Annotated in this window: 20 protein-coding genes; 6 read left to right on the top strand and 14 right to left on the bottom strand. The window is 61.6% G+C overall.

Going from position 1 to position 23,053, the window contains the following annotated elements:
* Positions 1 to 42: 42 nt before the first annotated feature.
* Positions 43 to 804 (bottom strand): SDR family NAD(P)-dependent oxidoreductase, encoded by a 762-nt coding sequence (locus tag ABAC402_RS32725; protein ID WP_023450042.1) that lies wholly within the window; start codon positions 802 to 804, stop codon positions 43 to 45.
* A 14-nt stretch (positions 805 to 818) separates the two neighbouring features.
* Complete coding sequence (locus ABAC402_RS32720; RefSeq protein WP_031235707.1) at positions 819 to 1,640, bottom strand: IclR family transcriptional regulator; 822 nt, start codon at positions 1,638 to 1,640, stop codon at positions 819 to 821.
* Between the two features lie 75 nt (positions 1,641 to 1,715).
* Here ABAC402_RS32720 and rhmD point away from each other — a divergent pair, with 75 nt between their 5' ends.
* The 3 genes from rhmD (at position 1,716) to ABAC402_RS32705 (ending at position 4,690) form a co-directional block, all read left to right on the top strand.
* The gene (gene rhmD / locus ABAC402_RS32715; RefSeq protein WP_031235706.1) at positions 1,716 to 2,915 is read left to right on the top strand and encodes an L-rhamnonate dehydratase; all 1,200 of its coding nucleotides are present in this window, start codon (positions 1,716 to 1,718) and stop codon (positions 2,913 to 2,915) included.
* Between the two features lie 159 nt (positions 2,916 to 3,074).
* A complete protein-coding gene (locus tag ABAC402_RS32710; protein ID WP_023450039.1) occupies positions 3,075 to 3,947 on the top strand; it encodes a fumarylacetoacetate hydrolase family protein in 873 nt (290 codons plus the stop codon).
* Positions 3,944 to 4,690 (top strand): SDR family NAD(P)-dependent oxidoreductase, encoded by a 747-nt coding sequence (locus ABAC402_RS32705; RefSeq protein ID WP_023450038.1) that lies wholly within the window; start codon positions 3,944 to 3,946, stop codon positions 4,688 to 4,690. The genes ABAC402_RS32710 and ABAC402_RS32705 overlap by 4 nt, the downstream gene beginning before the upstream one ends.
* Before the next feature lie 177 nt (positions 4,691 to 4,867).
* Here ABAC402_RS32705 and ABAC402_RS32700 read toward each other — a convergent pair whose 3' ends face one another.
* The 4 genes from ABAC402_RS32700 to ABAC402_RS32685 are packed head-to-tail and all read right to left on the bottom strand — an operon-like array spanning position 4,868 to position 8,343.
* The gene (locus tag ABAC402_RS32700; RefSeq protein ID WP_023450037.1) at positions 4,868 to 5,488 is read right to left on the bottom strand and encodes a pseudouridine synthase; all 621 of its coding nucleotides are present in this window, start codon (positions 5,486 to 5,488) and stop codon (positions 4,868 to 4,870) included.
* The gene (locus ABAC402_RS32695; protein WP_023450036.1) at positions 5,467 to 6,066 is read right to left on the bottom strand and encodes a class I SAM-dependent methyltransferase; all 600 of its coding nucleotides are present in this window, start codon (positions 6,064 to 6,066) and stop codon (positions 5,467 to 5,469) included. The genes ABAC402_RS32700 and ABAC402_RS32695 overlap by 22 nt, the downstream gene beginning before the upstream one ends.
* Complete coding sequence (locus ABAC402_RS32690) at positions 6,063 to 6,410, bottom strand: DUF1304 domain-containing protein (RefSeq protein WP_023450035.1); 348 nt, start codon at positions 6,408 to 6,410, stop codon at positions 6,063 to 6,065. Before ABAC402_RS32690 ends, ABAC402_RS32695 begins: the two co-directional genes overlap by 4 nt.
* A 4-nt stretch (positions 6,411 to 6,414) precedes the next feature.
* A complete protein-coding gene (locus ABAC402_RS32685) occupies positions 6,415 to 8,343 on the bottom strand; it encodes a prolyl oligopeptidase family serine peptidase (protein ID WP_023450034.1) in 1,929 nt (642 codons plus the stop codon).
* A gap of 224 nt (positions 8,344 to 8,567) precedes the next feature.
* On the opposite strand from ABAC402_RS32685, the gene ABAC402_RS32680 reads away from it, so the two are divergent.
* Both ABAC402_RS32680 and ABAC402_RS32675 read left to right on the top strand, forming a co-directional pair.
* Positions 8,568 to 12,263, top strand: coding sequence for a hypothetical protein (locus tag ABAC402_RS32680; RefSeq protein WP_023450033.1), 3,696 nt, complete (start codon positions 8,568 to 8,570; stop codon positions 12,261 to 12,263).
* Positions 12,264 to 12,280: 17 nt separating this feature from the next.
* Positions 12,281 to 16,531: a hypothetical protein gene (locus tag ABAC402_RS32675; RefSeq protein WP_023450032.1), complete on the top strand. Its 4,251-nt coding sequence runs from the start codon at positions 12,281 to 12,283 to the stop codon at positions 16,529 to 16,531.
* Between the two features lie 120 nt (positions 16,532 to 16,651).
* On the opposite strand, the gene ABAC402_RS32670 is transcribed toward ABAC402_RS32675, so the two are convergent.
* The 7 genes from ABAC402_RS32670 to ABAC402_RS32645 form a co-directional block, all read right to left on the bottom strand.
* Complete coding sequence (locus tag ABAC402_RS32670; RefSeq protein ID WP_023450031.1) at positions 16,652 to 16,876, bottom strand: hypothetical protein; 225 nt, start codon at positions 16,874 to 16,876, stop codon at positions 16,652 to 16,654.
* On the bottom strand, positions 16,869 to 17,111 hold the full coding sequence (locus ABAC402_RS32665; RefSeq protein ID WP_023450030.1) for a hypothetical protein: 243 nt from the start codon (positions 17,109 to 17,111) through the stop codon (positions 16,869 to 16,871). Before ABAC402_RS32665 ends, ABAC402_RS32670 begins: the two co-directional genes overlap by 8 nt.
* Before the next feature lie 314 nt (positions 17,112 to 17,425).
* Complete coding sequence (locus tag ABAC402_RS32660; protein ID WP_082179979.1) at positions 17,426 to 18,154, bottom strand: trans-aconitate 2-methyltransferase; 729 nt, start codon at positions 18,152 to 18,154, stop codon at positions 17,426 to 17,428.
* Positions 18,155 to 18,173: 19 nt separating this feature from the next.
* Positions 18,174 to 19,739, bottom strand: a complete 1,566-nt coding sequence (locus ABAC402_RS32655) for a class I SAM-dependent methyltransferase (RefSeq protein ID WP_023450028.1) — start codon at positions 19,737 to 19,739, stop codon at positions 18,174 to 18,176.
* On the bottom strand, positions 19,739 to 20,512 hold the full coding sequence (locus ABAC402_RS0120385) for a trans-aconitate 2-methyltransferase (protein WP_162148525.1): 774 nt from the start codon (positions 20,510 to 20,512) through the stop codon (positions 19,739 to 19,741). The genes ABAC402_RS32655 and ABAC402_RS0120385 overlap by 1 nt, the downstream gene beginning before the upstream one ends.
* A 331-nt stretch (positions 20,513 to 20,843) precedes the next feature.
* Positions 20,844 to 21,290, bottom strand: coding sequence for a lysozyme (locus ABAC402_RS32650; protein ID WP_023450025.1), 447 nt, complete (start codon positions 21,288 to 21,290; stop codon positions 20,844 to 20,846).
* Complete coding sequence (locus ABAC402_RS32645; protein ID WP_155847401.1) at positions 21,287 to 21,529, bottom strand: hypothetical protein; 243 nt, start codon at positions 21,527 to 21,529, stop codon at positions 21,287 to 21,289. Before ABAC402_RS32645 ends, ABAC402_RS32650 begins: the two co-directional genes overlap by 4 nt.
* A 130-nt stretch (positions 21,530 to 21,659) precedes the next feature.
* Here ABAC402_RS32645 and ABAC402_RS32640 point away from each other — a divergent pair, with 130 nt between their 5' ends.
* A complete protein-coding gene (locus tag ABAC402_RS32640; protein WP_023450023.1) occupies positions 21,660 to 22,784 on the top strand; it encodes an SGNH/GDSL hydrolase family protein in 1,125 nt (374 codons plus the stop codon).
* Here ABAC402_RS32640 and ABAC402_RS40265 read toward each other — a convergent pair whose 3' ends face one another.
* Positions 22,785 to 22,961 (bottom strand): hypothetical protein, encoded by a 177-nt coding sequence (locus ABAC402_RS40265; protein ID WP_155847400.1) that lies wholly within the window; start codon positions 22,959 to 22,961, stop codon positions 22,785 to 22,787.
* Positions 22,962 to 23,053: the final 92 nt, after the last annotated feature.

The raw sequence follows: 23,053 nt of genomic DNA, 5'->3' as shown, positions 1-23,053 counted from the left end.
ACGAAGGGTTTCGCCCGAAGGCTTTGAGCGTAACAGCCAAGCCTATTGCAGGTTCACGAACAGCCCGCCGTCGGTCAGCACCGAGGCGCCGGTGACATAGCCGCTGAGGTCGGATGCCAGAAACACCACCACCTTGGCGATGTCATCCGGATGGCCCAGGCGCCCGAGCGGGATGCGCTTTTCCATGTATTCGCGCTTGGCGGGGTCGGCCAGGTCGTCCTTGTTGATGTCGGTGGCCACAGTGCCCGGCATGACCGAGTTGCAGCGAATGCCATAGCGGCCCAGGGCGATCGCAGTGGACTGCATCAGCGAATGCACCCCGGCCTTGGTCGGGGTGTAGTGCGTTTGCATCTCGCCGCCGACCAGGGCCGAGATCGATGAGACGGCGATGATGGAGCCACCCTGCCCCTGTGCGACCATCTGGTTGGCCGCTGCCTGGCACATGTAATAGGCGCCGCTGTAGTTGACGTTCAGCGTGCGCAGAAAGACGTCCTGCGGCATGTCGAGGAAGCTGTGGAACGGGCAGATGCCGGCATTGGACACGAAAGCCGTAACCCCACCCAGCGCCTTGGCCGCGCCCTTAACAAACGCCGGCGCCGAATCGGCATCGGCAACATCGCCGTCATAGACGAACGCCTTGCGCCCCAGGGCCTCGATCTCGGCTACCACTTCGGCGGTGGCGTCCGGGTCCCGATAGACGTTGAGACCGATATCGGCACCATGGCGCGCGCACATGACCGCTGTCGCCCGCCCGATACCGCGCGACGCTCCCGTGATCAGAACTTTTTGTCCTTCCAAAAGCATTTTTGCTTCCCCGCTTACTTTAAATGTTTCTCGTTCCAGCCGAACTCGGCGGAGATGGCGCGCACGGCGGTCAGGACATCCTGTGTCAGGGCCTTCATGCGGACGTCGTTCATATATTGCGCCGCCGAAGACACGCTTATCGACCCGATGATGCGGTTGGCGGCGTCGCGGATAGGGGCTGCGACGCAGCGGATCCGGTCTTCGTTTTCTTCCAGATCGAGAGCATAACCGCCCTGGGAGTAGCTGCGCATGCGGTCCAGCCATTCGCCTTCCGCCACACCATAACCGGGATAGTCGCGGGCTTCGCGGGCGTAGAGAGCGCGTAAGGCACTTTCCGGCTCGTCGAGCAAAAGCGCCTTGCCGATACCCGTCGAACGCAAGGGCTGGCGTTCGCCGATGCGCGAACTGATCTCGATCCGTCGCGTGCCCAGCACCTTGTCGAGATAGAGCGCCCGGCCGTTATCGAGAATGCCGAGGTGCACCGTATCGCCGGTCTGCTTGGCCAGGTTGACCAGGTCGTCATGGGCGACACGGGCCAGGTTCATCTGGCGCGAAGCCAGATAACCCAGTTCCAGCAGACGCGGCCCGAGACTATAACCCACGCGCGGTGTGAAGTTCAAAAAGCGCTGCTCGACCAAGGTGGTGGCCAGGCGGTGCGTGGTCGAGCGGGTCAGGCCCAGGGCTTCGGAGAGCTCCGGCAAGGTCTTGCCGCTGTCGGCAACCGCCATCAGTACGTCCAGGCCGCGGACAAGCGTTTGCGCACCGGCCAGGGTCTTCGGACCGCTGCCCTCGTCGCCTCCTTCGGGCAAAATCGCCGTTGACGCTGCTGGTTTCATTCTTTAGAACTCAAATGTAAATTGTGGGACGAAAAGAAGGCCGAATCCCCAAAAAATGTCCCAAATGGTGAGACTATGTCAAAATATTCTAAAATCAAGCAAATTCGCGCATCTGTGATCAAAGGTGGTGAAGGCGGTGGCGGAGCCGACTATCACGACCAGGGCGAAGGGCACTGGATAGACAACCACATCGCCACCTCCATGGGCCGTTATCCGCAATACCGCCAGAGCCGCAAGTCCTTTGGCATCAACGTCCTCGGCACGCTGGTGGTCGAGATCGAATGCGAAGACGGCACCACCGGTTTTGCCGTGACAACCGGCGGTGAGCCGGCCGCCTATATGGTCGAAAAGCACTTTGCCCGTTTCCTGGAAGGAAGATGCCCGTTCGACTATGAGACCATCTGGGACCAGATGTATTTCGCGTCGCAATATTACGGCCGCAAAGGGATTGTGGTCAACGCCATCTCCGGCGTTGACCTGGCGCTATGGGACCTGATGGGGCGCCTGCGCGGCGAACCCGTCTATCACATGCTGGGCGGCGCCGTACGCGACGAACTTCAGTTTTACGCAACGGGCGCCCGGCCGGATCTCGCCAGGCAGATGGGCTTTATCGGCGGCAAACTCCCGCTGTTACACGGACCTGTGGAAGGCGATGAAGGCCTGAAGAAGAATGTCGAGCTTCTTGCCGACATGCGGGCGAAATGCGGCGACGACTTCTGGCTGATGTACGACTGCTGGATGGCGCTGGACGTGAACTACGCCACCCGGCTGGCCCACGCCTGCGCGCCGCATGGCCTGAAGTGGATCGAAGAAGCCATTTCACCGGATGATTACTGGGGCTATGCCCAGCTCAAGAAGAATGTCCCAGCCGGCATGCTGGTCACCACCGGCGAGCACGAGGCCACCCGCTGGGGCTTCCGCATGCTGATGGAGATGGACTGCTGCGACCTGATCCAGCCCGATGTCGGCTGGTGCGGCGGCGTGACCGAATTGCTCAAGATTTCGGCGATGGCCGATGCGCGCGGCATCATGGTCGTACCGCATGGTTCGTCGGTTTACTCGTATCACTTCGTCATTACGCGCCACAACTCGCCGTTCGCCGAGTTCCTGATGATGGCGCCCAAGGCCGACCACGTCGCGCCGATGTTCCATCCGCAGTTGCTTGGTGAACCTGTACCGGTCAATGGCCGCCTCAATGTTTCGGCACTGGACAAGCCCGGCTTCGGCGTTGAGCTCAATCCGGACGTCAAGCTGTACCGCCCGTATATGCATTAAGGATTCAACCACGAACCACACGAACAGACACGAACGAAGGCACGCGCCTACCGCCCGCAGGGAATTCGACACATGAAGGCGCTTCGCGCGAACTTTCCTTCTTGTTCGTGTCCGTTCGTGCGGTTCGTGGTTCAAACATCTTTCCTAAGGACGACTTCCATGAAACTCTGCCGCTATGGCCCCAAGGGCTCCGAAAAACCCGGCCTCGTCGATTCCGACGGCCACATCCGCGACCTGTCGGGCGTGATCTCCGACCTGACCCCGGACACCGTGCGCCTGTCACAACTGGCGAAACTCACAGCGCTCGATATCGCCGCCCTGCCCGTCGTTTCGGGTGCGCCGCGCTACGGCGTGCCGGTCAACAATATCGGCAAGATCATCGCCGTCGGGCTGAACTATGCCGACCACGCTGCCGAATCCAACCTGCCCGTCCCGCCCGAACCGATCTTCTTCACCAAGGCGATCACCTCGCTGACTGGCCCCAATGACGACGTCATGAAGCCGCGCGACGCCACCAAGCTGGACTGGGAAGTCGAACTGGGCCTGATCATCGGCAAGACCTGCCGCTATGTCGAAGAGTCCGAGGCCCTGTCGCACGTCGCCGGCTACGTCCTGGTCAACGACGTGTCGGAACGTGCCTTCCAGAAGGAACGTGGCACCCAGTGGGTCAAAGGCAAGGGCTGCGACACCTTTGCGCCAACAGGCCCGTGGCTGGTAACACCCGATGAAGTCGGCGACGTCCATAACCTCGACATGTTCCTGAACGTCAACGGTAGCCGCATGCAAACGGGCAACACGAAGACTCTGATCTTCAATGTCGCCCACTGCATCTCGTACATCTCGCGCTTTATCACCCTTCAACCGGGCGACCTGGTCATCACCGGCACACCACCTGGCGTCGGCGAAGGCAAGAAGCCCACGCCCATCTATCTCAACGCCGGCGACACCATGCATCTGGGGATCTCGAAACTGGGAGAGCAGCGCCAGACTGTGGTGCCGTTTTCGCTGGCAGGCCTGGAGATCCTGGCATGATTTACGCCGGACGTTTTGCGGGCCGCGGCGCTATCATCACCGGCGGCGGTTCGGGCCTGGGCAAGGCCGCGGCCGCGCGTATCACGGCCGAAGGCGGCAAGGTCGTGTTGTGGGACCTGAATCCTGACGCGCTGGAAACCGCGAGGGTCGAGACCGGGGCCGTCGGTGTCGTTGCCGTGGACGTATCGGACCATGCTTCGGTGGCGGCCGCTGCCAAGGCCAGTCACGAGATCCTGGGCAAGATCGACATCCTGATCAATTCGGCCGGCATCACTGGCGCCACCGTGCCGCTGTGGGAGTTCCCGCTCGACTCGTGGCAAAAAGTCATGGACATCAATCTGAACGGCCTGTTCTATTGCTGCCGCGAAGTCATTCCGTTCCTGCTCGATAACGGCTACGGCCGTATCGTCAATGTCGCCTCGGTGGCCGGCAAGGAAGGCAATCCGAACGCTTCGGCCTATTCAGCATCAAAGGCCGGCGTGATCGGCCTTACCAAGTCGCTGGGCAAGGAACTGGCGACCAAGGGCGTCATCGTCAATGCCCTGACCCCGGCGACGTTTGAATCGCCGATCCTGGCGCAACTGCCGCCGAGCCAGGTAGACTACATGCGCTCGAAAATTCCGATGGGCCGTCTGGGTATCGTCGATGAGAGCGCTGCGACCGTGTGTTTCATGGCCTCCGAAGAGTGCTCGTTCACGACGGCGTCGACGTTCGACACCTCGGGCGGCCGCACGACCTTCTGAGGATCGGCTCCCAGGTCCTTGAAAACTGACCCGGCGGGGCGAGTCGCCGGGTTGTTTTTGATGAGGGTCTGTTGTACCGGCTGGTGCTTTGACGTCTTCCGAAGGCCCCTCACCCGATCGCCCACGCTTCGCTCGGCTTTCGTCCTCTCCCCGTAGAAGACAACGGGGAGAGGTAATTTAAAACGGTGCCGGGCTATGGCAGTAGGTCATCTCGCCGGTCAGCGGATGCGGCACGGCCAGATGTTCGGCATGCAGCAGCAGGCGTGGCGCGGGGATATCCTGGCAATAGAATTCATCGCCGACAATCGGATGGCCGATGGCCAGCATATGCACGCGCAACTGATGCGAACGGCCCGTCACCGGTTCCAGTTCAACGCGGGAGGTCGTGTCGTCGCGGCTTAAGGTACGATAGCGGGTAAGCGACGGCTTGCCGATGTCGTAGTCGACCTTCTGGCGCGGGCGGTTGGGCCAGTCGGTGATCAGCGGCAAGTCGACTTCGCCTTCATCGGGCGCGCTGCCATGAACGACAGCAACATAGAGTTTTTCTGTCCGGCGGTTTTCGAAGGCCTTTGACAGGGCGCGCTGGGCATCGGGCCCACGGCCCAGCACGATCAGGCCAGATGTGGCCATATCGAGGCGGTGGACCGTCAGCGCATCCGGGTAGATCTCCCGCACCCGAGAGACCAGGCAATCCTGTTTATCCGGACCCCGGCCCGGCACACTGAGGAGGCCCGCCGGCTTGTCGGCGACCACCACGGCTTCGTCGGCATAAACGATCATCTGGCGCGACAAAGCCATATATTGGCATTGCCGCAGTCGGCATCACCAGCAATATGGTGGACCAGATCAAAGCCGTTTTCATCCAGCAGACGACGGTACACGTCCTCGTCCAGGCTGCCGTGATACAGCGGTTCACCACGCCATTCGCCGACATGATCGCCGTGCAAAATACCAGAGGTGAACATCAGCGCGGTGCCCGGCCGGGCGTGCTTCCGAAATATGGGAAACATGCGCACCTGGTCTTCCGGCGTCAGGTGGAAAAGACTGTGCCACGCCAGGATACCATCAAAAGCCTTGCCGAGATCGAGTTCACGCATGTCGCTTACGATCCATGCAGCGGTGGGAAACTTCTCACGGCAAATGGCGATCATACCGGCGCCCGAATCCACACCCGTAATCTCATATCCCGCGTTCAGGAAATGTCGCGCGATCGGATCCCCTGCCCCGCAGCCGATATCGAGCACGGTACCGCCCGGTGGCAACAAGGCGGCAAATCGCTCCAGCCACGGCCGCTCAAACAGGTCGCGACCACGGTCGGCGTCCCAGTCACAGGCGCGCCGGTCGTACAGGTCTATGATGGCATCGGCGGCGCTCACGGAAAGTGAAGCAGCACCAGGGCGATCAGCGCCGGCAGGGCCTGGATGACCAGGATCGACTTCTTGACCGTAAACCCGCCGTAGAGGCCGGCGACGATGACACAGCCCAGCAGGAAGATCTTGGCATGAAAGTCATGCGTTACCACGGCCAGCACCAGGCCGACCGCCAGGAAGCCATTATAGAGCCCCTGGTTGGCGGCCAGCTTGGCCGACTGGGTCGCAAACTCCGGCGTCAGGCCGAAGGTCTTGCGGCCGAACGGTGTGTTCCACAGGAACATCTCCAGCACCAGGAAGACGGCGTGCAACGCCGCCACGATCAGGACGGCGATATCGGCGATAGTCATAGCCCTACTCCTTCAGCAGGGTCTGCTCCCAAAACATGAGACCCACCCAGAACTGATAGTCCTGATTCACCTTCTTGGCAAAACCGTGCCCCTCGTCCTGGCCCAGGAGGTGCCAGGCCATACCGCCCCTGGCGCGGACGGCGGCGATGATCTGGTCGGCTTCCGACGCCGGTACGCGCGGGTCGTTGGCGCCGGTTACGACCAGAAGCGGGATATTGAACCGGTCGATCGAGGTCAGGGGCGAGATTTCCAGCAATTTAGCGCGCTGCTTGGGATCGCGCTCATCGCCGTACTCGACGCGGCGCAGGTCGCGGCGGTAGCTTTGGGTGTTTTCCAGGAAGGTGACGAAGTTGGAGATGGCGACGACACAGTTTGCGCCTTTCAGGCGCGTGCCGTAGCGAATGGCCGCGGCATAGCAGACATAGCCGCCATAGGATCCGCCGGTGACGGCAAAACGGTTTTTGTCCAGGCGCGCATCCTTGTCGAACACATCGAGGAAGGCGCCAATGTCCTTGACCGAATCCTCGCGCAGGAAAGGCCCGTTATCGAGGCTGACGAAGCGTTTGCCAAAGCCGGTCGAACCGCGGATATTAGGATAGAAGACGGCGATGCCCAACGCATTGAGCAGATAGTTGGTGCGCCCGAGGAACCCCGGCGTGTATTGCGCTTCCGGCCCGCCGTGGACATTGACGATCAACGGCCGCTTGCCCGGGAACCTGGCCGGATCGGGCCGGTACAGGAAGCCCGACACGGATTCTCCGTCGAAGGACTTGACCTCGACAAATTCCGGCTCGACGTTTTGGGTGACATCCAGTCCGCCGGTTTCAGATTGGGTCCAGCGGGTAACCGCCAGGGTCTTCGGGTCGATGCTGTAAGCGTCGGCGGCGCTGCGGGCCGAGGTGAAGGTCAGGCCGATCGTACCCCACGGCGCGATGTCGATGCCGCCGATATTGCCGGCTGGCAGCCCTTCGACCACGCGCACCGCACCGGTCCTGAGGTCCATGACCTTGACCCGTTCGGCGCCGGCTTCGCTGAGGCTATAGACGAGGAAGCTACCGTCGTCGGCGATGTCGAAGCTCTGAACATCCCACTTCGGATCGGGCGACTTCTGCGTGAACTTGCCGGTTTTTGTATCGAGAATGCCCAGCCGCTTGAAGTCCGAGCCCTCGTCCGAGGTCACCCATAGCTGGCCGTCCGGTGCGAAGGCTGCGCCGCCGTAGGCGATGTTCATCTTCGGATCACCGATGGGCGTCAGGACGCCCGAGGCGATGTCGAGCACATAGAGGTTCGACTTGGCGACCGAGAGATACTCGGCCACGACAGCCGACTTGCCGTCCGGCGCGAAGTCGCTGACCCGCCAGCCGCCGCCCTTGACCTGGGCAACGAGTCGATTGGAGGCCGGATCGCGCGGATCGATGATGTAGATGTCGTTGTCTGCGCCGTTGCGACGCGTCGACGTATAGGCGAAATACTGCCCGTCCTTGCTCCAGGCGTTACCGCTATTGCGGCTCTTGCCATCGGTCAGCAAGGTCAGCTTGCCGTCTTTCAGCGTAAAGAGCTGGAAGAATTCGTTGCCGCCGGTGTCCTTCTGGGCGAGCATGACATCGCCCTTGGGCGACCACGAACCGCTCACGGGTTCAGCCTCGAAACTGATCTGGCGGCGGTCCATCATCGGGCCGGCCACCTGATGCAGTTGCGCCGTATTGCCGAAGCGCGTGGTGATCAGCATCGACTTGTCGTTCGGGTTCCACGACGTGAACGATGCGGTGCGAAATTCCATGTAGGGCCGCGTCATTGCGACCATGGCGTCCGGTACGGCGGGAATACCGTCGGCGACCAGGGCTGCAGGCTTTTCGGCATCGGCCAAAACCGGAGTCACCGGCACCCAGGCTGCTGCCACGGCCAGAGAGATAAGGCTTGCCAGTTTGCGCATGAAACACTCCACCAATGCTGTTACGACACTCTACACGCCGCTACCGAAGGCGCAACAGTTTCGTTGCCATTGTTACGTTGTCTTCATCCCGTTACCGCTCATGCCGGCCGCGAAAAGGCAATTCCTTTAGCCGCAAAAGGATACAGGGTCTCGATTGGAAATTCTGTTGCCAGCCTTCAAAACCCTGTTATGGTCCAGTCAAAATTCAGGGTCGAGGTGCAGACATGTCCAGGAAAAAGGACGCGGGGGCAACGCCTTCAACCGCGTCGGCAAAGGCCGCACGCAAGCCTGCAAAACCTGGATCGCTCATCAGCAAAGCCGCTGAAGAGGTGCGCCTGACACGGCGCCTGCTGGTCAGCTTCCTCCTGGCCGCCGGCTCTGCCCCGGCCCTGGCCCAGGACGTGCGAACAGCGGTCAATGCAAAAAACATCAAGGTCCCGGACACGTCGCGGCTGCAGGTGATCTCGCCCGAAGCCTTTAAGCTCGCGGACAACATCACCGAATTCACCCTGATCCGTCCGCGCGACCTGGTGGTCCTGAACATTCGCCTGGTCAATGCCCACATCAAGGGCTCGGGCAAGAACCGCAAGATCCACCGCAACGGCACCCCGGCCATCATGGTGGTCGAGCACCAGCCCCAGGCGATCATGGAAAGCACCTGGCCCGATACCCTGGGCCAGAACATGCCCGCGGTCGACACGTTCGAAAATGTCGACCCCACCCCCGCCCCGGAAACCACCATCGCGGTCAGCAAGGCCGACACCGCGCGCGCCTATATTGCCGGTCCGTCACGCCTGGCCTACATCATGCCGACGGGCGTCAATGCGATCGACTTCACGGCTAAGGCCGTCCTTGACGCCTGCGCCACCTGGCCACTCAATCTCGACCTGCGCGCCGGCAGTGTGCCGGCCGCCCTGACCGAGCTTCACGCCTTCGATCCCATCCGCGACCGCCTGAGCGTCATCGCCGATCAGCAGAAACTGGCCCTGCAGAAATATGGCCCCGGCGTCGAAGCCCTGTTGAAGCGCGCCGCCAATAAGGTCGCCGAAGCCATCGCCACGTCCGCCGATTCTGGCGTTGCCCTGCCTGACGATGTCATCGACGCCCTGATCGATTTCGAAATCAAGGCGACCCTGGATCCCAAGCAACTGACACCCCTGGAAGCGGCACAACTGCAGCCGACAAAGTCGCGCAGCGGCAAACCGATGAAGCTCTATGTCGCCACCCTGGCCACGCGTAAACTCGCCACGCGGCAGAGAACCGACACGGACGTCCTGACCGGCACCATAGCCCTGGTCGACCAGACCGAAGACCGCAAACCGCTCGACAACGGCGCCATCAATCCCAACGCCACCGACATCGAAATTCCCTTCCGCCTGCACATGACACCTCTGGCAACGGCAGGCTTTAGCCACGCCCGCGCTGAGGTCAATCACGGCTCGCCGTTCACCGAACTGTGGCATACCCGCATGGGTACCCGGGTCGGTGACTGGGTTTTGAGCGACACGCCGCAGCCCTTGCGCGCCGTCCATGCCGATGACAAGTCCGGCGCCGGCGCTTTCTGCCTCGCCGATACATCGCCCTGCCCCGAATGGCCGCTCACCTCCAGTGACCGGCGCGATCTTGTCGCCTTGATGTCGGCGCCCAAGGCGCTGGACGGCACCAAGCGCACGCCGCTCCCGGCCACCGCCCGCCACCTGCGCCTTACGGCGCTGGGCGGCTCAATGGACGCCGAGGGCCTGTGGAGTGACAGCCTCAAGCTCGACTCCGACCTGGTCGCCTGGAAGCACGTCACTTCGATCGGCCGCGACCAGTTCGTCCGCGTCGTCTATGACGGCTACCTCTTTCCGTTCGGCCACGCCGCCTCCCTGATCAAGGTCTCCGAGCGCAAGTTCGCCGGCCAGAAGGACGGCGGCCGCGTCGCGGCCCTGCTGCAAAAATACTACATCATCGTACGCCAGCGCCTGCGCACCTTCCCGGGCGACCGCCAGAGGCACATGGGCCGCGACTTCCCCTTTACGCGCGTCGAGATCACCACCAAGCAGACCGTGGACATGAAGGCGCCGGTGGCGATCGTCGAACTCGGGGCAGGCTATTACGCCCCGGACAAGGCGTTCCAGACCTTCTGGCCAGAGCGCATGGACAATGGCGGCGATATCCTGTTCCACATGATCTTCAGCGATGCCGCCGGCCGCCAGACCGTCGCCGACATGCCGCTGATCTTCATGTCCGGCACGCGCAACGCCAAACCCGTGGATGTCAACACGGTCGTCGCCTATTACAACGACGATGCCCCCTCGATCGGTACGCGCCGCGAACTGGCCCTGGGCCGGCAATTGATCCGCCTGACGCCGGCCATCGATGCCGACGGAACGCCCCTGGCGCCCGGCGAAAGCGACTATCATACGTCGAAACTGGTCTTCCGGGCCTCGACAGCCGATGTAAAGCCCGCCGAGACCAAACCCGACGGCGCCTTCTTCTATCCCGGCATCAAAAGCGCCAATATCGAAGTCCCGGCGCTCAAAAACCTGCTGGGCCACGCCGCCAATCCGACCATCTCCTACCACCAGAGCTTCCTCGAAAATGGCCTTGGTGGTGCCAATCCCGCCGATGTCGTCTTCGACTTCCCGAAATTGAGCGTGCCGTCCGTCAAGGACGAACCGACCGACAAGTTCGGCGGGCTGCTGTCACCCGGCCTGAAGCCCGACGGCCTGTCGCGCAAGCTGGGCGTGCTTACCGATGTCGCCAGTTACACCCAGGGCGACACCCTGCCCCTGGGGGCCCTGGACGGGCTGAAACTGCTGGGCGTGGTCGATGTCAAGGATATATTGCTGGATGCCTTGAGCCTGAGCGGTGCCGCTACCGGCGTACCGCAGATGAAGACGGTGACCAGCGGCACCAGCATCATCACCACCTACGAGCTGTCCCAGGCCAAGGTCAAAACGCCCGATGCCGGCGGCGTCTTCGTCGCCAAGGCCTACACGGGTGGCGGGCCGCAGCTGCTCGTCCGCTCGACCCTGGTCGTTGCCAAGGCCGGCCAGGCGCCCCAGGCCACCGTCGAGGCCGCGCTGAAGGCGTTCAAGATCAACCTCTTCGGCTTTATCATCCTGAACTTCAAGTCGTTGAGCCTGACGGTCAAGCCCGGCAGCAAGCCCGAGGTCGATCCGATCTTTGAGCCCGGCACCGGCGTCATGTTCGGCGGCCCGCTCGAATTCCTCAACGGTTTCCGCAGCCTGATCCCGATGGATGGCTTCTCCGATCCACCCGGACTGGATGTTGGGCCGGGTGGCATTTCGGCCAGCTATTCGCTGGGCCTGCCCGATATCGCTGTTGGCGCCCTGACCTTGCAGAATGTCAATCTCGGCGCCGGTTTCGATCTGCCATTCAACGGCGACGGACCGACGGCGCGCTTCAACTTTGCCGAGCGGCACAATCCGTTCAACCTCACCGTCTCGATGCTGGGGGGCGGCGGTTTCTTCGCCATCTGCATTGGCTCGGGCGGCGTGCGCGAACTCGAAGCCTCCCTGGAGTTTGGCGCCCAGGTGGCGATCAATCTGGGCGTCGCCTCGGGCGGCGTCTATGTCAAGGCAGGCTTCTACTTCCACTGGATCGGCGAGCCCGTCGACAAGCAGATGATCTCCTTTGAGGGCTTTATCGAGTTGGGCGGTCACCTTTCGGTCCTGGGGCTGATCACCGTCTCACTGACCTTCCATCTGGGCCTGACCTACGAAAAAACCCCGGGCAATACGCGGCTCTACGGCACGGCAACCCTGACCGTCGAGATCGATATCCTGTTTTTCAGCATATCCCAGGACATTTCGGTCGAACGCCAGTTCGCCGGTTCCAGCGCCGACCCGCTCTTCCTCGACTTCGTGCCGAAGAAGCAGATGTGGTCGGACTACTGTTCGGCATTCGCATAAGGTCGGGGAACGAAGACATGGCGATGATCATAAGAGAACAGGTCCTGTGGACCCTCTGCCCCCAGGGCCGCACCCCAACCGGCGACCTGAAGGTCAGCCTGCACGTGGCGCCGCGCATCGAGGTCGCGGCGGGGCAGCAGCCGCGCCTGTCCGACCTCGCCAGTTCCTGGGCCATCTGGGCCAAGATCGTCGCGAAAGCCGGCTTTGGTATCCAGCTCAAGACCGGCAACGGTCAAACCGGGCCGATCCTCACCGCCGGGGTCAAGGTGACCTCCCAACCGCGCCCGGACGTTTTCAACGCCCTGTTCCCCGAAACGACGCCGGTCCGGCCTTACGAATTCAAGAATTTGAAAGGCAAGACCATCCTCAGTTACCCGACGGCCAGGTTGGCGCAGCACATCGAGCGCCTGTACGGCAAGCTGGGCTTCGCCGCCGGCGATGATCTGCCCGGGGCCGGTGACCTCATCGCCGCGCGCTGGCCCAATACCGACCCGGCCCTGGGCCGTAAGCCGCGGCCGACCACCGAACAGGCCCTGGGCCGTTACCGCGTCCGTGGCCCGGAAGAGCTGTCCAAGACACCCGAAGGTCTGCTGGACGTGTTTTCGCTGTATCACCGTCCTTTGCTGAAGGAAGAGGTCCACAGCTACACCAAGAAGGGTCCGGACGATCCACTCGAGAACGCCAGCTGGATCGGCCACAAGAAGCCACCGAAACTACCCAACGCCACCCGGCTGACCGCCGATACCGACCTGCATCGCATCGCCGCCGCCGTCACCAACTATCCCGACCTGGCGCGCTGGTGCGGGCTGATCGTCGATTTCGAAATTCCGGCCGGCCAGATCCCGACCGCCGGCGTCGTGCGGCTGTCGGCCTTCGTCTCGCGCGCCAATGACGGCCAGGCGGATCCGCGCGACGTCTTCCCGGTCACGCGTTGCGTCCTGGCCGGGCAGGATTTCCTGGCCGAGGCCAATCCCGCAAAGATGACGGCGGGCTTTGCCACCCTGGCCAATGCCGGACTGGACCTGATCCAGCTCGACGTTGATGGCGCCGGTCACAAGGCGATTTCGCTGGGCGCCACCCTGCCGTCGATGCGCGCATCGCAGGTCAATGACGACGTCTTTGCCGAACAGCCGCCGCAGCCCGAGGCCGCTGCGCCCTCGCTGCGGACGGCGGGTCTGATGCTGGCCAAGTCGCGCCGGCACGCCGACATCAGCGAAAAGGCCACCAAGTCCTTCGCGCTGGACGCCGCCGTCCGCAGCAATCAGCCCCCGGCGGACCTCGACGCATCGGATCTGGCCCGCGGCTTCCGCGTTGATATCCTCGACGTCACCCGCCCGGGCCAGACCTGGCGCTCGCTCCATGCCCGCCGGTCGCACTATGTCTTTCGCAATGGCGCAGCCTTCAAGGACCAGGCCCTGGCACAACTCCACTGGCAGCGCGACACCACCAAGGTCGTCGGTACGTCGGACGACACCCACGAAGGGTTTTCCGGCACCTCCCTGATCTCCAGCCCCGACAGCAGCGTTCCCGACGTCTATAAGCTGCACGAGGGCCTGTTCATCTGGCGTGGCTGGTCGCTGAGCGCGCCCGAGCCCTTCAAGATGCTGGTGAATGATCCAGGCGACCTGTCAGGCCTGAGCGAAGCGCAGCAGCACGAAAAAATGGGGGCCATGGAAGGCGCCGAGGTGCCGGCCGGCCTGCCGCTTGACGCCCGTTTTACGCCGGCACCGGCCTCCCTGCCCGCCCTGCGCTTTGGCCGCACCTATCGCGCCCGCCTGCGCGTCGTTGACCTCACCGGTCAGTCGAAGCCGGTATCGGCCGCGGCTCCGGCTGTGGCCATCTCGCCGGAAGTGACCTACCGCCGTTTCGAGCCGATCGAGGCACCGGTGGTGACCCTGGTGGCCCCAGGCATCACCCTGGGCCCGGACGCGGTCCCCTTTACCGATATCGAGTCCAAGCCGATCCAGGGCGAGAGCATGGGCCGCCTGGCCCTGCGCACCTATTGGGATAAGCCCGACCGGAACACCAAGTCGGTGGTGCGCAACCTGGCGCCGCCCCGCGTCACGCAAAGGTTCGCCGAAACCCACGGCGTTTGCGACAAGGACTGGCGCCCCGACCCCGGTCTTTACGACCAGTTGGGTAAACAGGACCACAGCTTCCCGGAAACCGCCATGCCGTCGGCCGACTGGCTGAACGCCGATCCGGAGACCGTCACCCCCTTTGCCGGCCAAACCACCAAATACGCCGTCAGCCCGCCCAACTTCGCCCTGCCCTACCTGCCCGATCCCTATGCCATCGGTATCCGCGCCCGCCTGCGCAGCCTGGGCAACAAGACCTGGCAGGACGTCTTTATTCCGCTCTATGACGGCATCAACAATGGCTTCCCCCAGGGCTGGCCGGACAAGTCGCACCCGATCACCATCGAAGGCCGCGAGGATTTTTCCGCCTTCACCTACAATGCCGTCACCCGTACGCTGCAAGTCCCCATGCCCAAAGCCTGTCGCCAGCGCGTTCGGCTCTCCTGCGTCCTGGCGCCCGACAATCTCGACAAGATGGCCGTGTGGCCGCTCATCCTCAAGGAAGCCAGCGGAAAATCCATCGACCGGGTCAAAAAGCTGATCCTCGAGGGCAAGCATTGGATGTTCACGCCCTGGCGCGAGATCGAACTGGTCCATGCCACCCAGAAGCCGCTCAAGGTGCCGGCTTTCACCGCCCTCGAGATCCATCGTGACAGGGGCCAGCGCGACGCCGCTATCGACATCCTGGCCACGCCGCTGTCGGGTCCGTCGACCGTGCGCCTCGACCTGGACGCCAGCTGGAGCGAGCCGGACGACAATGCCGGGGAGATCGACGCCAAGTCGAAACCGGTCGAGCGCCTGCACAAGCAGCATGTGCTGCAGATGCCGACCTCGCGTGCCGACGGCTTCTTCGGCGACTACAGCCGCGAGGGCCTGGTCCATACCCTGCCAGATACGCGCTATCGCCGCCTCAGCTACACCCTGACGGCCGTGTCGCGCTTCAAGGAATTCTTCGAGAAATCCCTGCGCGACAATGAAAAGGCCATGTCGGAAACCTCGCCGGCCAAGGTCCAGTGGATCAACAACACCGCCCCGCCACCACCACCACAGGTCGTCTATGTGATCCCGACGTTTGGCTGGCTGGAGGACAAGCTGGTCAAGGCGACACGCCGCACGGCAGGTTTGCGCGTCTATCTTGACCGCCCGTGGATGACGACGGGCTATAACGAAATGCTGGCCGTTATCCTGCCGGCGACCAATGAGGGTGTCAATGCCGGCAACACGCCCCAGGTCACCCAATGGGGCCGCGACCCGATCCGCATCAGCGCTGACATCAACGCCGCCAGCCCACCGTCGTCCAGCTTCGTGCTGGCCCGCACCAGCGGCCCCGTACCGGCGCCCGGGACCGGCTTTGCCAAGATCGAGGGCGAGGACCTGAGCCCGGACGCCTTCGCCCCGACCAGCCGCACCAATGTCAAGGTGCCCGGCCAGGACGGTCTGCACACCCTCATGCCCCATGCCTGCGGTTTCGACAGCGATCGCCAGCTGTGGTACGCCGACATCGCCATCCGCATCCCCAGGGGCAGCTACTTCCCCTTTGTACGCCTGTCGGTGGCACGCTATCAGCCGACCTCGGAGCCCGACTGCCACGTATCGTCGTCGGTGACGTGCGACTTCATGCAACTGTCGGCGGATCGCATCCTGGTCATGCTGCCGGTCGGCAAGGCCGGCGGCTACGCCGTCTTCCTGTTCGGCGACCAGCCCAAGGATGTGAAGGGCGACGAGATGGCGCGGATCGGCGATGTCGAACTGCGCATTCAGGTCCGTGACGGCGACAGCGACCCGGTCCTGGGCTGGCGCGACATCGGTCAGCCTGACCGGCTGTCCCGTTCGGCCGCCTTCTCGAAGCTCAGCGCGAACCGCGAAAGCCTGGAACTCAGCGACGCCGCCGAATTGGCAGCCGCCCGCCTCAGCACCGCCAGCCTGTCAGGTACCAGCAACAGCGGCAAGCGCGAGGCCATCCTGGCTACGCAAAATGTCGCGGCGGTAACACCGGGTGGCATTGCGGGTGTGCGCATACCGCAGAACCTGATCTGGCAGACCTTCATCGATGCCCCGGCCGCACCGGCCGGGGGCTATCGCCGCATCCTGGTCACCGAGACCGAACTCTATCCGAACAAGGTCGTGAACCACGAGGAACCCCCCGCCCTGGCGCCCCGGATTGTCTATGCCGAGGGCCTGGAGTTTTAGGCTGAGCCCTGGGTTAGCGCTGCCTGTCGGCGAGGATCGGGACGGATGGGCCTGTTTCAACAAGCATGTCAAAGTCCCAGTGGGCTGGTGATACCCTCGTATCTGCGACCATGCCGCGCCCTACTTGAAAACCAGGGCCATCACGACCGCAAACAGCCCGCCCATAGTCGCGAGCAACATCAGGTTGACCCGGTCGCTTATCTTCGACACCTCCGACTTCACGGTGATCAGTCCGTCGTCGATCCGGGCATAGCGTTCGGCGCAAACCTGCTCATGGGTTGAGATATCGGCCTGGGCTTTCATAGCAGCCTCCATGGCGCGTTCGGCAGCGATGTGTTCAGTCATGGCTCTGCTCTTTTTGCGACCTGTCGCGTTGCAAGGGATTGGGGGGTTCACTCGTGCGACTCTTGCCCCAGTAATATCCGGCCACCAGGGTGAGGATGCCGATGATGGCGGCGCCGGCCTGGATGAACATATCGCGATTTCCGGCGGGAATTGGCACAAAGGCCAGGACCACGAGGATAAAGGCGACAAAGCCGATCAGGGCAAAGATCAGCACATGCTGGACTTCGAGTTTCATGCAATTCCCCGGTGAAAAACGCCGCCCAACGGCGGCGTTTGCAAAACTTCTTTTGGCGTGCATCCTGAAACGTGGTGAGCACCGCTTGGGCGTCCCGGTTAACGGATTTTGGAAGGCGAAGGTTTACCAATACCAACCAGTGACGGCTCTGACTCATCGATAGGACTTCCTTCTCCTCCCCATCCCTTCGATGGGGAGCGGGGTGGCCCGTGCCATGGCGAGCAAGTGAGGCCCTGGCGGCCGAAACGCGTCGAGACGGAGGGGGCCTCCTTACGTCGATGTGTCAAGGTCATCGAGGGTTGATATAGAACCTGTCACCGGCGCTTAAGCCAGAACGGCGTATCGACACGCCGCGACCCTCTGGACCTTGGATTGATCCAGACATGACCTATGGCCTCCGTCTTGCTGACAAAGTCAGCCGACGCTGTACGAACCCAGTCTTGGAAAGCGTAAACCTGGCCTTCCCAGTAATGCTCCACTGTGGTGGCGGCATCACCGTCCGAATAGTACTTCGGCATCCATCCCAGGTTCACATTGCGAGACACCAACGGTACGTAGTCCAGCGACACCGGACAATCGTCAAAGAAATACATCGAATTGTAGATGCACATCAGCCCGCCCGGCTTCAATGAGTCGTGCAGCAGGTTGATCGTGTCGATGAACACACCGAACTTGTAGACATCCTTGATGTTCACGACTCCCTTCGGAAGCGGGTACCGGCAGAGCACGCTCATCGCCAGTATCAGGTCATAAGGACCGCCAGACGAGATCGCTTCATAGGTCGACTTTTCAATGGAAATGCGGTCATGGGATATGGCTGCCGCCCTCTCCAGCGCCTTGTCGTCCAGGTCAACGCCCTTGATGACGGCATTGGGAAAGATGTCAGCCAAATCCAGGCACTCCTCGCCCGACGAGCAGCCGAACGACAGGATTCGCAACGGACGATCCCGGCCCAGAACAGCGGCAGCGTCCGCCATATAGACGGTGTTTTGCCCCCTGCTTGTATGCGTGTTTATCTGGTGACGCGGTACCAGTGAAGTCATGCCCAATTTCCGCCGCCCTTCACGGGCACATCTCGGTCAACAACACCTGAGTGCGTTTGATACGGCGCAGGGTGTTCTTGTCGGCAGTTTTCCCGGCACCGGAACGGATATCCTCCAGCAATGCCTCGGCACCTGTAAGGTCGCCGCCCTCGCCCATCAGTCGCGCAGCAATCAGCCGCAGCGCAGCCACGGTTTCCGGATCGGTAAAGCGGCGCGCCAGGGATTGGACAAACGTCACCTTCTCATCCCAGGTAAAATCGTCCGCCACGATGCGACGCACCTTGTCGTCGGGAATCAGGCTCTTGACCCCCAGAACCAGCGACGGTGCTTCGATCTTCAGTACGGCAAAATGGTCCTGAAGATAGCCAAGGACATACTGAATCCACGGCGCCTCCAGATGCACGAAGTCCTGCTGAACATAGAGGGTGTTGCCGGGTATCCAGTGCGGTGCGAATTCGGAATAGAGGTGGGCATTGAGCGCCGGCGATTTGCCGATGTCAGCGAAGAACAGTTCGATCGGCTTTCCGCACCACCTTTGAGCGGCAAAGTCACCGGCATTGACATTGACCCGGTCGATAACCGGCGCGATGTTTCCAAGATAATGCGGCAGGAAGCTGCCGGTGCGTTCGACCGGTGGATTGAGCAACCTGTCGTAATTGGTGTCGGAATTGATAAACCGGTCATAAGCATGGACACGGACAGTTTCGACGACTCGGGCATTTTTCAAACCCAGCCCCAGAGCCAGCGAACTGGAACCCAACAGGGCGCCCGCATCGACCACCTGGCCAATGCCTGTCACGTGGCGCCGCGCCAACTGATAGAGCAGGCCCAGTTCCTGGTTGTTCATCATGCTGGGTACAGTTTCAAAGACGTCGCGTATGCCAAAACTGTAGGGCGGCCCCATCTGGAGGCCCGAGAAGGCATCATCACCGGTCCAGTCCTTTATGGCCGAGGCGCAGTCCTCATAGACTGTTGGGTCTGCAATACAGAACCCGAAATCATAAGTGACGTTGCGCACGCCCTCCAGCACATCGTTGAGACGGATGCATTCCCATCCGCTTGTGCTGACTATGTTGCTCCATGCCTTGCCAATATTGTCATTGGCGGCAATATCATCGAACACGATGACGCGCGGCCGCCATCTCGCTAAGCTGGCCAGAGTCTGCTCAATGAAAACGCGATCTTTCAAGGCATCGACATACGCAATGTCGATCCGGCGATCCCCCAGAACCTGGGCGAGAGCGTCCACGGCCGCGGGATCCGGAAAATTGCCCGTGATACGCACGACATCGGTCGCGTCCAGCTTTTCATTGTCGTGACGTACCGGGTCCATGGTGACAATGGCAACGGGTTCATCAACCAGTTCCGCGCCGACCGCCATGGCCAGGGTCGAACCGCCATAATAGGTGCCAATTTCGACAACAACTCCAGGCGATATCACGCGCACCAGGCCGGCCAACAGCCGGTAATACGGCATGGTTCCATAGTAGCCGCTGTTGACGGGTACCGGACCATAGTGGCAGTGGCTGAGATCGATCTTGTCGCCCGCGCGCCACGCTGCGCCGATCAGTGTACGCAGGTTCATCAAGACTTCTCCCACAGGGTAACATCGGTGAACCGTCCACTGTAAACATCTGGATCGATCCATTCATGCCAGGCTTCATCCTTGCGTCGGGCATAATCGGTGGCAATCAGCGCCAGCCATTCGTCTCGCGACCGCAACTGGCCGTCGAATTGAAACACGATCCGGGTCGCCAACTCGCCGTCCGGTCGATACTTCGGCAGCCAGCCATTGTTCAGGTGGTCGTCCGCGATGGGGGCGTAGTGCGCAAAGACCTCAGCGTCGTCAAGGAAATAGTGGCTGTTGTAGATGCCCAGAACGCCGCCCGGCTTCAGTTGAGCGTCAAGCAACTGTATGGCGCTTTCGAACAGAGCAAACGGATAAGCACTGGCCAGGGTCTCTGTACCGGGCGGAAGGGGGTGAAGGCAAAGGACGTTCATGGCAAAGATGATGTCATAGGGTCCTGATGCGGCGATATTGTCCTCGGTCGAGTTCATAACGTGAACCCTGGGGTGGTCCAAAGCCTGGGCCTTTTGCAGGGCCTTTGCATTCAGGTCGACGCCGACGATCCGCGCACGAGGAAAAACGTCTGCGAAATCAAGGCACTCCTCACCACTGGAGCATCCAAACGACAGAATGCGCAGCTCGCTTTCCACCCCTAGTCGCTTCCCCGCCTGAACCATATAGGCGAGGTTTCGACCCCGCGCGGTATGGGCGTTACGCTGATGCTGCGGAACGGTCAATCCCGGCGCCTCGGTGCCAGGAACCTGGCCGATCCTCTCCTCTTTGCTGCTCACCCTAACCAGCCATTCCATCTCGTTACACGCGGCCACAGCCATGCGTGAAAAGCGAACCAGAATCAACTGGCGGCGGGCATTGACCTGGCCTTAACAGCCATCATCTCGACAAAATGCCAGATATTGAGGACCGCTTTGCCGATGCCGAGCACTACGGCCATGGCCAGCGCAGCCATGCAGGTTCGGAAGCAAAGACATGTCTTTCTGCGCGGCAAGCGGGTCGTGGGTATCCAGCCCCAGCCACAGAAAGATTTCGTTAACGGCCTTTAAGCAGCCTCAGCGACAACGCGGCGTATAAGATCTTGATCTGTCACGGGCATCCCCAGAGTGTTCAGGACAAAAAGAGCGTGCGTTCGGCCTCGCGGCGCCGGACCAGGCCTTTAAGGACAACGCCCTTTTGCTTATTCCAGCGCGCGAATTGCTCAGCGGCCGCCGCATAGTTGCCGGCCAGGATACGCCGCAGCAGGGTCGACTCCTCAAACGCATGCTCGCCGACATTGTACACAAAACTGACCAGGGCATCGAACTGGCCCTGGGTAAGCGGGACGTCGACCAGCTCGTGAATCGTATCTTCGACCCGCGCCACGTCCGAAGCCAGGTACTCCATGGCCCGGGCTTTTGTGACGGGGCCATCCGACAGCTTAACCGCCTTGCCGTTGGGATAGACCGTCGTCCCATAGCCCACCGTCGGCACGTCACGCGGCGTCGGCATGTAGGGGTTAACCCGAAAACCTTCGAACGTCGCGATCAGATCGAGGCCGTTGGCAGAGGTCTTCATGTCTGCATCACGTCCTCGGTCATCGGGTTATAGGTTGCCACGGTGCGCTGCGGAATCGCCGCGCCAATGACAGTCCCGACTGCCGTCAGGATTGCACCGGGCACCGCGACCTGGGCCGCGCCAGGAACCCCGGCCGCAGCCAGACCCGCCGCCGTGGTGGTCAGCGTGCGGCCAACGACGCCCGCTTGAACAGACAGACGTCGAAAAACGGAAATCAGCATTCTCAAGGCGATTTTCATGGTGCAATGCTCCACAGTGGATGGTCATGGATAGATTCAAACCCGGTTGCGGGCATATTCAAGAGGTTGCGAAACGCGATTTCACTAAAAATGATTGATTCAGCGTGAAGTTGCTGGTTAATATGCTGCTATGCAAAAGCCCACCATTAAGGCTATCGTCATTGGCGGATCGAACACGATCATCAAAGACAACTATCTGTTCCAAACGTTCAAGGCTTTGAAGGCCTTGCGCTTCGAACTGGATATCATTGAAAACCTCGCGGTCGGCGGAACCACCACCTTCAACGGCCTCTATGGCCTGAAGCGTTCCGACAAGTTGGCCGATGCAGATGTCCTGATCATCGAATACGCCTTGAACGACACACCGACATTTTCCGACGACACCCGCATCAAGGGCATGGCGAACCATTGGGCTCGAGCTTACGAAGGCGTCATCCGCTACGCCCGCGAGGTCAATCCGAACATCCGCATCATCTCGATTGTGCTGGAGTCGATGACAAAGCCGGAGGCCCGCCGGTTCAACATGATCAACGCCGGCATCCACTATCTGACGAACTACTACAATCTTGAAATCATTGACATTGCATCCGACTTCCTGCGCAGGGTGGGGCAGGAACGCGCGGCGACCAAGGAATTCTACAAGGACGCCAACCACTACAAGCCGCCCGTAGTGTTTGACATTGCCAAAAAGCTTGCCCGACAGTTAACCGGTGACTACCCGGCGCCGCGGCCCCTGCCCGACCCGCTGGATCCGATGAACCTCTCAGCCGCGCAGGCCATCGGGACCGAGGTTTTCGAGACAGAACTGACACCGTTTTCAAACAGCCGCTTCACCATCGACACGATTGAACTGGCGAACCAGGACCTGCGCTTTACGCTGGAACGCGGCAAGCTCCTGGCCCTGTTCTATGTCGACCAGATGTCCAGTGGCGTTGGCCACTTCAGCGTCAATGGCGAAGCTTTCGCCGCCTACATGCGCAAGCCCGGTGTCAGGTCGGGAACCTACCCCTGGCTCATGGGCATGATCTCAACCGAGTTCCTGCACCCCAAGAACCTGATGGCCGAGGAAGAAGACCGCGCCTACACCCTGTCGGTCGAACCCCAAGGCATTGGCGTGAAGCCGTTCAGGCCTGCCGCCAACGTGGCCAACCAGCCGACGGATGCCCCGACTTTGGCGTTCTACGGTCTGCTGCACACCGGCAAAATGACGCACCTGGACCTTGTGCCGCGACAGATGGCCCATGCCGCCGAGTGACTACGCCTCAATCCACTCGACGTTAATGTAAACCAGCGGCGACAAAGGCGTCACGCCGTTGAAACTGATGGCAATCATGTCGGTTGCCCCGCGCAGGACGAGAGGCTGGGCATCGCCGCCGCCAAACTCGTAACGCGCCACCGCGGCCAGAGTTTCGCCGACCGTAGCAGCCTGCACGGAGAACCCCCGAAAGACGGAGGCCAGTTTTCTCAGGGTTAGCTTCATGTTAGAGCGTTATGACTTTAAGTTGAAACATATCCGGATTTTTT

The organism is Asticcacaulis sp. AC402 (assembly GCF_000495835.1).
Lineage (GTDB): Bacteria > Pseudomonadota > Alphaproteobacteria > Caulobacterales > Caulobacteraceae > Asticcacaulis.
Note: the sequence above shows the minus strand (reverse complement) of the source record. Positions and strands in the feature narration are given on the sequence as shown.